The organism is Homoserinimonas sp. (assembly GCF_056262345.1).
Window position 1 is genome coordinate 1 of record NZ_JBACFR010000101.1, and the last position, 8758, is coordinate 8758.

Annotated in this window: 11 protein-coding genes; 4 read left to right on the forward strand and 7 right to left on the reverse strand. The window is 62.0% G+C overall.

What is annotated here, in order from left to right; genetic code table 11:
• Nucleotides 1–9 precede the first annotated feature (9 nt).
• Complete coding sequence (locus AC062T_RS05125; protein WP_476028017.1) at nt 10–168, forward strand: hypothetical protein; 159 nt, start codon at nt 10–12, stop codon at nt 166–168.
• Nucleotides 169–175: 7 nt separating this feature from the next.
• Here the strand turns inward: AC062T_RS05125 and AC062T_RS05130 are convergent, their stop codons facing one another.
• The 5 genes from AC062T_RS05130 to ctaE all read right to left on the reverse strand — a co-directional run bounded on the left by AC062T_RS05130 (nt 176) and on the right by ctaE (nt 5091).
• Nucleotides 176–667: a GNAT family N-acetyltransferase gene (locus tag AC062T_RS05130; RefSeq protein WP_476028005.1), complete on the reverse strand. Its 492-nt coding sequence runs from the start codon at nt 665–667 to the stop codon at nt 176–178.
• Nucleotides 668–784: 117 nt separating this feature from the next.
• The gene (qcrB, locus tag AC062T_RS05135; protein ID WP_108516270.1) at nt 785–2419 is read right to left on the reverse strand and encodes a cytochrome bc1 complex cytochrome b subunit; all 1635 of its coding nucleotides are present in this window, start codon (nt 2417–2419) and stop codon (nt 785–787) included.
• Nucleotides 2416–3489: a cytochrome bc1 complex Rieske iron-sulfur subunit gene (gene qcrA / locus AC062T_RS05140; RefSeq protein WP_108516272.1), complete on the reverse strand. Its 1074-nt coding sequence runs from the start codon at nt 3487–3489 to the stop codon at nt 2416–2418. Before qcrA ends, qcrB begins: the two co-directional genes overlap by 4 nt.
• A gap of 70 nt (nt 3490–3559) precedes the next feature.
• The gene (gene qcrC, locus AC062T_RS05145; RefSeq protein ID WP_476028007.1) at nt 3560–4381 is read right to left on the reverse strand and encodes a cytochrome bc1 complex diheme cytochrome c subunit; all 822 of its coding nucleotides are present in this window, start codon (nt 4379–4381) and stop codon (nt 3560–3562) included.
• A gap of 65 nt (nt 4382–4446) precedes the next feature.
• Nucleotides 4447–5091 carry an aa3-type cytochrome oxidase subunit III gene (ctaE, locus tag AC062T_RS05150; RefSeq protein ID WP_476028019.1) on the reverse strand — a complete coding sequence of 215 codons (645 nt, stop codon included), beginning with the start codon at nt 5089–5091 and terminating at the stop codon, nt 4447–4449.
• Nucleotides 5092–5160: 69 nt separating this feature from the next.
• On the opposite strand from ctaE, the gene trpD reads away from it, so the two are divergent.
• The 3 genes from trpD (at nt 5161) to AC062T_RS05165 (ending at nt 7381) form a co-directional block, all read left to right on the forward strand.
• Nucleotides 5161–6213, forward strand: a complete 1053-nt coding sequence (trpD, locus tag AC062T_RS05155; protein ID WP_476028009.1) for an anthranilate phosphoribosyltransferase — start codon at nt 5161–5163, stop codon at nt 6211–6213.
• 147 nt (nt 6214–6360) lie between these two features.
• The gene (locus tag AC062T_RS05160; RefSeq protein WP_476028011.1) at nt 6361–6741 is read left to right on the forward strand and encodes a hypothetical protein; all 381 of its coding nucleotides are present in this window, start codon (nt 6361–6363) and stop codon (nt 6739–6741) included.
• 154 nt (nt 6742–6895) lie between these two features.
• Entirely contained in the window at nt 6896–7381 is a 486-nt protein-coding gene (locus AC062T_RS05165; protein ID WP_476028013.1) for a DUF2975 domain-containing protein, read from the forward strand.
• Between the two features lie 184 nt (nt 7382–7565).
• Here the strand turns inward: AC062T_RS05165 and AC062T_RS05170 are convergent, their stop codons facing one another.
• Together AC062T_RS05170 and AC062T_RS05175 are read right to left on the reverse strand one after the other, a co-directional pair.
• The gene (locus tag AC062T_RS05170) at nt 7566–8009 is read right to left on the reverse strand and encodes a P-loop nucleotide/nucleoside kinase family protein (protein WP_476028021.1); all 444 of its coding nucleotides are present in this window, start codon (nt 8007–8009) and stop codon (nt 7566–7568) included.
• A gap of 39 nt (nt 8010–8048) precedes the next feature.
• A partial coding sequence (locus tag AC062T_RS05175) for an ATP-binding cassette domain-containing protein (protein WP_476028015.1) occupies nt 8049–8758 on the reverse strand: 710 nt, incomplete at its 5' end.

Sequence of the window (8758 nt, forward strand, 5' to 3'; positions counted from 1 at the left end):
CGACGGGGGATCGGCAGCAGCCTCGTGGCCGCTGTTGAAGACATTTGCCGTGGTCGCGGGATCAGCGAGCTCATCGTAGCCAGCCGCAGAGCACCGGCCTTCTATGACCGTCTTGACTATCGCTCCACAGCGGATTACCTCAAGAAGGTCTTCAACACCGAGCATTGATACGTGGCTACGCCTGCAACAGGCGTTTAGTCATGCGGTAGTTGGTGAGCCTTACGCCGGCAATCTCTGGATGCTGCTCCGCAACCACGGCGAAGCCGTGGTGCTCGAAGAACGGCACAGCCGTAATGCTCGCATTGGTGCTGAGCTCCTGTGCTCCGGCCCGCACAGCCCTCCCGGATATCTCCACGATCAGCCTGGAGCCCACGCCCTGGCGCACAGAATCAGGGCTTACGAACATCATGTCTACGTAGCCGGCCGGGGGCACGTCCGCAAACCCTGCGATCTGCCCGTCGGCCACCGCAACGAGGGTTGATGCTGCAGCCCGTGCGTCGTGCCATGAAGCCAAAGACCGCCGCGTTATCCCGGCCCACGCGCGGATCTGCAGGGCCGTGTAATCGGCGCTAGCTATCTCTGTGATCGCTCGGAGAAAGATCCCCAGCGTCGCTGGGGCATCTTCTGCGGTGTAGGCCCGAGTCGTGATGGTGTGAGCTTCATGCACGGATCAACGCTACTCTGCGCCACAGCCACAGCCACAGCCACAGCCACAGCGCCACAGCCACAAACGAAGAATGCCCCCGCACGATGTGCGGGGGCATTCTTCGTTTGAGGCAACGACCTAGTGGTGTTCGCCCTGCTCGAGTTCCGTACGAGTCGGGGGCGAAACCCTGTCCTCGAAGAACCAGCGGGAGAACGCCGCACGCAGGCGCATTCCGGTTGTGATCTTGCCCTGGTCGTTGGGGCGAAGCATCAACGGCTTGTAGTCGTCGTAGCTGACTAGACGCCAGCGCTCGTACTCCGACAGCGGCTGGTGAACCTCGACGTACTCGCCACCGGGCAAGCGCACGATGCGACCAGACTCGAAGCCGTGAAGGGCGATCTCGCGATCCTTCTTCTGCAGAGCCAGGCAGACACGCTTCGCCACGAAGTAGGCAACAACCGGGCCCACGAAGAGCAGAGCCTGCAGCGCGTGGGTGATGCCCTCGATCGTGAGATGGAAGTGCGTCGCCATGATGTCGGACGATGCTGCTGCCCACATGACCGCGTAGAACGTGACACCTGCGGCACCGATGGCCGTGCGAGTGGGCGCGTTGCGGGGACGCTGAGCGATGTGGTGCTCGCGCTGGTCGCCCGTGACCCAGGCCTCGATGAAGGGGTAGATCGCAACAATCACGATAAACAGACCCAGGACAACGAGGGGGACGAGGATGTTCATCGACACGGTGTAGCCGAAGAGCAGGAACTCCCATCCCGGGGGAACGAGTCGAAGCGCTCCATCGGCGAATCCGATGTACCAGTCGGGCTGGGTACCGGCCGAAACAGGGGAGGGGTCGTAAGGGCCGTAGACCCAGACCGCGTTGATGGAGAAGAACGACGCGATCAGCACCAGCACGCCGAATACGACGAAGAAGAATCCGCCGGCCTTCGCTGCGAACACGGGCATCACGGGCACGCCAACAACGTTGTCGTTGGTGCGACCGGGGCCAGCGAACTGCGTGTGCTTGTTGATAATCATCAGCAGCAGGTGAACGCCGAGGGTCGCGATGAGGATCGCGGGAAGCAGCATGATGTGCAGCACGAAGAGGCGAGGCACGATCTCGGTTCCCGGGAACTCGCCACCGAACAGCAGGTACGAGATCCAGGTGCCCACGATCGGGATGCCCTTGAGCATTCCGTCTATGATGCGAAGACCGTTGCCCGAGAGCAGGTCGTCGGGGAGCGAGTATCCGGTGAAGCCCTCGGCCATCGCAAGGATGAAGAGAACGAAGCCGATGACCCAGTTGATCTCGCGCGGCTTGCGGAATGCGCCCGTGAAGAAGACACGGAGCATGTGCAGCCCGATGGACGCTACGAAAAGCAGAGCGGCCCAGTGGTGCAGCTGGCGCATAAGCAGGCCACCACGGATATCGAATGAGATATCGAGTGTCGAGGCCATGGCCGCAGACATTTCGACGCCCTTGAGGGGAACGTACGAGCCCTCGTAGTGGATCTCGGTCATCGACGGGTCGAAGAAGAACGTCAGGAAGGTGCCCGAGAGCAGGATCACAACGAAGCTATAGAGGGCGACCTCGCCGAGCATGAAAGACCAGTGGTCAGGAAAGATCTTGCGACCGAGTTCCTTGACCAGGCCCGAGATGCTCGTGCGGTCGTCGATGTAGCTGGCGGCAGCGCTAGTGAAACGCATTCCGCGGCCGACGGGGGCCTTCTCAGTCACGGACGCCTCTGCGGCCGCGGATGTTGCTGTGGTTGTCATACGGAACGCTCCCAGAAGCTAGGACCAACGGGCTCGAGGAAGTCGCTTTGGGCAATGAGGTAGCCCTCGGAGTCCACGGCGATAGGAAGCTGGGGGAGCGGCCGCTTTGCCGGTCCGAAAATGACCTCACAGTGGTTGGTCACGTCGAACGTCGACTGGTGGCAGGGGCACAGCAGGTGGTGCGTGTGCTGCTCGTAAAGGGCAACGGGGCAACCGACATGGGTGCAGATCTTGGAGTACGCGACGATGCCGTCGTACGACCATTCCTTGCGCTCTTCGAGCTCGTTGAGTTCGGACGGGTCAAGGCGCATGAGGAGCACGGCGGCCTTGGCCTTCTCGTCGAGAACGTGCTCGGCGTCGTACAGGTCCGCGGGGATGACATGGAACACAGAACCGCGGGTAACATCCGCAGCCTTGATCGGCGCGCCCGAGGGGTCAATTGCCAGCCGGGTGCCCTTCTTCCACATCGTGTGCTTGAAGAGCGCTACGGGGTCCTCTGCAGGCGCCAGGTCGCGGAACATCACGATCGCCGGCAGCGGGAACACGGCAAGTGCTCCGATGAGGCTGTTGCGGATGAGCTTGCGACGGGTGAAGCCCGACTCCTGGTTGCCCAGGGTGAAGATGTTTGCTGCAGCCGCGCGGGTCTCGTCGGTGCCGCGCGTGGGGTGGCGCATCTCGACAAGCTCGTGGCTGCTCATGAGGTTCTTGGCCCAGTAGATCGCGCCGATTCCGAGAGGAATCAATGCGAGCGTGATGCCAAGCCCGAGGAAGAGCGTGTTCAGTCGAACCGACAACATGTCGCCCGGGGTGATCGGGAAGATGATGTACGCGACGATCGCGAAGATGCTTCCCACGATCGACAGGAGGAAGAGTCCACCGACCAGTCGCGAAGCGTGGCGCTCCTTGGCCGGGTCGGTGTCTGTTACCCGAGGATTGTGTGGGGGGAGCCCCGGGTTGGTGAGCGCGTCTGAGGCGACGACGGCCGTGCCTGGCGAAACCGCTGGGGCTCCGCTTTTCTCGACAGCCGAGCCGGCAGCGGCGAGAGACTCGCCGTTGTCCTGCTTTGCCATTCTCTTCCCTTCGATTGGCACGTTGTGTGGTGCAGTGGTGATGATGTGAGAGCTTGTGGGAGTTGTGTGCCTAGTTGGCGCGTGCGGCGATCCACACCGTTACGCCGACGACAGCGCCGAGACCAAAGATCCAGATGAAGAGACCTTCGGAGACAGGTCCGAGGCTCCCGAGGGTGAAACCGCCAACTGAGGGCGTCTCCTCGAGGTACTTGAGGTAAGCGATGACATCCGCCTTGTCCTCAGGCGTGAGGTTCAGGTCGTTGAACACCGGCATGTTCTGGGGGCCGGTCACCATGGCCTCGTAGATGTGCTTCGACGAAACACCCTGGAGCGAAGGAGCGAACTTGCCCTCGGTCAGTGCACCACCGGCGCCAGCAACGTTGTGGCACATTGCGCAGTTAATGCGGAAGAGAACTCCACCGTTGGCGAGGTCGGCGTCTGCGCCGTCGAGAAGCTCCTCGTTGGGGATTTCGGGGCCCGGAGCGAAATCTGCGACATACGTAGCGAGTGCCAGAATCTGCTCGTCAGAGAACTGCACGGGCTTCTTTTCTGCCTGCGGTCCCTGGGCAGCCATCGGCATGCGGCCGGTTCCGACCTGGAAGTCGACAGCGGCAGCGCCGACACCGAACAGGCTTACGCCCTCTTCGGTGCCCTCACCATTCATGCCGTGGCAGCTGGAGCAGTTGGCGGCGAAGAGTGCTTCACCCTCGTCGACCAGCTGCTGATGCACGACCTCGGAGCTGGCGGTCTCCGCCGTGGCTGTCGATGTGAAGAGTGCATACGCGCCGCCGGTGGCCACAAGGCCGGCGAGGATGAGCGCGACGCTCGCCAGGGGGTGACGACGTCCCACTTGCGTGCGACGACCGTTCGGCTTAGTCGAGTCAATTCCCATGGTGCTGTGGACTTCCCGTTCTGCGTTATCTGCGAGATTCAGTGTGAGGAGGGGGCGAACTACGTCTACTTGAGAACGTAGATCACCAGGAACAGGCCGATCCAGACCACGTCAACGAAGTGCCAGTAGTACGAAACGACGATTGCGCTGGTCGCTTCTTTGTGCCCGAAGTGCTTGACCGCGTAGGCGCGACCGATGATGAAGAGGAACGCGATGAGGCCGCCGATCACGTGCAGGCCGTGGAAGCCGGTCGTGATGTAGAACGCGGAACCATACGAGTTCGACTGGAGCCCGATGTGCTCGCTCACGAGGGTCGCGTACTCGAACACCTGGCCGGTCACGAACAGCGCGCCCATGAGGTAAGTGAGGAAGAACCACTCGACCATTCCCCATTTGCCGACCTGCAGCAGCGTGCCTGTGCGACGCGGCTGCATGCGCTCAGCGGCGAAGACGCCGAACTGAGCAGTCACAGAGGAAAGCACGAGGATGATCGTGATGGTGAGCGCGAAGGGCACGTTGAGAACGGCGGTCTCTGCAGCCCACAGCTCCGGGGACGTGCCGCGAAGAGTGAAGTAAATGGCGAAGAGGCCGGCGAAGAACATGACCTCGCTGCCCAGCCAGACGATCGTGCCGATCGCGACGACGTTAGGCCTGTTCACGACAGGGGCCCCGGGGGCATGGGTTATTGAGGTGCTGGTCACGAGTCCCATTATGGCCGAAAAATAGGGCGAGGTCGTCATCCCGCAGGGTGTGCCTAGCCAGTCGGTAGGATTTTGGCCATGTCCTCAAACGTTTCTTGGCCTCACCTGCTCACTACGTTGCTTGACGGAGAAGACCTCACCATTAGCGAGGCATCCTGGGCAATGGCGCAGATCATGGCCGGAGAGGCATCGGCTGCCCAGCTCGCGGGCTTCCTTATTGCCCTGCGCCGTAAGGGCGAGACGGTCAACGAGATTGTCGGTTTCCGCGACGCGATTCTCGAGAATGCCGTGCCTCTGGACGTGGATCCGATGGTTCTCGACATCGTCGGAACCGGGGGAGACCGTTATGGGACCGTGAACATCTCGACGATGGCGAGCATTGTCTGCGCTGCGGCGGGCGCCAAAGTTCTGAAGCATGGAAACCGTGCGGTGAGCTCACAGTCGGGCGCGTCTGACGTGCTCACCGAGCTCGGCATCGATCTTCAGCAGTCGCCAGAAAAAGTTCTTTCGGTTCTTGAGAAAACGGGCATCGGTTTCGCTTTCGCGTCGCTTTTTCACCCCGGATTTCGCCACGCGGCAGCCGTGCGCAAGGAACTTGGCGTGCCCACAGTCTTCAACTTTCTGGGGCCGCTCTGTAACCCTGCCCGGCCAGAGGCATCCGCGGTCGGCGTGGCGAACCTTGAGACGGTTCCGCTTTTCGTGGGCGTTTTTCGCACCAGGGGAGCGACGGCGCTCGTGTTTCGCGGCGACGATGGCCTCGATGAGCTCACGACGACGGGCCACAGTCACATTTGGGAGGTCTCCCGAGGCGATGTGCACGAACATGACCTCGACCCCCGCGACCTCGGCATCCCCACGGCAAAGATCGACGATCTCATCGGCGGCGATGGCGTGCGCAACGCTGTAATCGCCCGCAGCACGCTGGGGGGAGAGGCCGGCCCTGTGCGGGATATCGTGCTCCTGAACGCCGCAGCTGGGCTGATTGCCTGGGATTTGGCGCAGGATGCGTCGCAGACGCAGGTGCCGATCCTCGAGCGGTTCCGATCCAAGATGGATGTTGCCGCTGCAGCGATCGATTCTGGCGCAGCATCCGCCAAACTGGCCGCCTGGGCGGCGGCCTCCGCTATCTAGGTGGGAGAGGGCTTGCCGGGCGCGGAGGTGCGCGAGGGGTACCAAATGCGTGCTCAGGGGCGTCGCAAGGGCGAATTTCGCGCCCCTCGGCGGTGCTTGGCGCTTCGCGGGCTGGTGCGCTGAGTACCGCGGACGTACCCTCTGGCCATGGATCAGGATGGCGTGAGTGCCGCAGGACAACACACTCAGCACGATAAGAAGAAGATCGACCCGCGAGCCCCCCGGATGACGTTGGCCGACTGGGTTATTGCGCGCCCCGTTTCGGTGGACGATGAGCTGAATGGGCCAACCCCGGGGCCCGAACCGGGGGATGCCGAACGCCACACCGAGAACGAGCGCCATCTCGTGGACTGGACGTGTTCCGTGTGCGGGCATCCGCTGGGGGAGCACGTTGTCGACCACTCTGAGGGGCACACGATCTTCGAGTGCCCGGTCGACGACCTGAACGGCGCACCGCTGCCAGAGGCCGTGCCGCTCAACGAGGTTGGTCAGCCGAAGCATGTTCGGCAGCCCGGCGCTGAGCACTAAGGCACTGCTTCGATCGGGGGAACCTGCCACCGGGCCACGGCGTGCTGTTGCGGGCGATACAGGCGCAGGACGACGTTCCAGCCCGGGGGAGTGGATATGGTGCTCGGCGGTTCAGCCTATTGATTATCGATCGATTTGTATCGATAATCAATAAATGAACGAGAATCTGCCGCGAGTCTCCCTGGCGCTTGTGGTTGTCATAGAGTGCGCGCTGGGGGCACTGTTCTTTGTCGGAATTGGCGCGCTCGCGCTTCTCCCTGGATTGTCAGCGGATATCGCCACTAGCCTTCCTGAATACGCTGGCTTGCGTATGCCGTTGCTCGCGCTGGCCAGCGCCATCACCGTTCTCGGGCTGGTTTCCCTGGTGATGATCGCTCTGACCGTGCGCCGCATTTACCGTGGATCCGTGCTCGCCCCTGCGTCCCTGCTATGGCTCACTGTGCTCGTCGGTTCGCTCGTTACTACGGCAGTCCTGATAGCTATCGCCTTCGTCGTAATCAGCAATGGTCAGGCTGGTAGTCCGTTCCTCGCGCTCGTCCAGTTGGTCGGGATTCTGGCTCTCGTCGTGCTGGCCTACATTGCCCAAAAGTTTCGGTCCCGCCTCAGGCGCGCGATTACGATGCGGGCGGAGCCGGGCTGATTCGTCTCAAGTAGATGTCCCCAACAAGCCCGCTAGACGGTGGTCATCTGCGCCAGCAGAGGAGCGTCGCATCGTTTCCGCTGACGGGAAAAGGCGGCGCTTCACGGCCTACTTGACATAATGTGCATTATCGGCGATATGAGTAGTCTGGCGAGAGCGGTTCGAACCTGCCCGGGCTGATGATTCAGCAGATGATCGTCAGTGGGCCTTCTGCTGCAGTCGGCGGCTCGAAATTGTCGAAGTACTGCGCGGCGAGTTCGTCGTTTAGTGCAAAGTCGTCGGCGTGACTGTTGCGTCGCGCGCGAATTCGCTCCAGCGCCGTTGTGCGGCTGGTGGCGAGATAAATCGTCTCTGGAATCACGCCGGTCGGCTCCAGGAGCTTTCTGTAGTCGTGGCGCATCTTGCGCGACCAGAACGAGAAGTCGAGAACGACGTCGGAACCTTCGCTCACGAGCCTGAGTAATCTGCGCTGCAGCAGCGCCTCGATATCTGCGTGAACATCCTCAGGCAGCGGCATCGACGTGATTCCACGCCGGGATGCTTCCACGTCGAATGATAAACGCGTCATTCCCTCATTTTCTAGAGATCGAGCGTGACGCGTCTTGCCTGAGCCTGCTGGCCCACACATGAAAATCACGCGACTCACTGAACCTGCCACAGCGGCATCCTAGGCGCCGACGTAGTTGGCCAGATGCTCGCCAGTGAGGGTGGATTTCGCCGCGACAAGGTCCGCTGGGGTTCCCTCGAAGACGACGAGACCGCCATCGTGGCCTGCGCCCGGCCCGATATCGATAATCCAGTCGGCGTGGGCCATAACGGCCTGGTGGTGCTCGACCACAATGACCGATTTGCCTGAATCTACGAGCTTGTCTAGAAGCTCAAGGAGCTGTTCAACATCGGCAAGGTGTAGCCCGGTCGTTGGCTCGTCGAGAACATAGACCGACCCCTTTTCACCCATCTGGGTGGCAAGTTTGAGGCGCTGACGCTCACCGCCCGACAGCGTCGTGAGCGGCTGGCCGAGACTGATGTAGCCGAGGCCGACGTCCGTGAGGCGCTCCAAGATGGTGTGGGCGGCCGGAATGCGAGACTCCCCCGCGGCGAAGAACTCCTTAGCCTCTGAGGCCGGCATCGAGAGAACCTCGCTGATATTGCGTCCGCCGAGGGTGTACTCGAGCACCGAGGCCTGGAATCGCTTGCCCTCGCAGACCTCACACGTCGAGGCGACGCTGGCCATCACGCCAAGGTCGGTGTAGATGACTCCTGCGCCGTTGCAGTTCGGGCACGCACCCTCGGAGTTCGAGCTAAAGAGCGCCGGCTTGACGCCGTTCGCCTTGGCAAATGCCTTGCGGATGGGCTCCAAAAGGCCCGTGTAGGTGG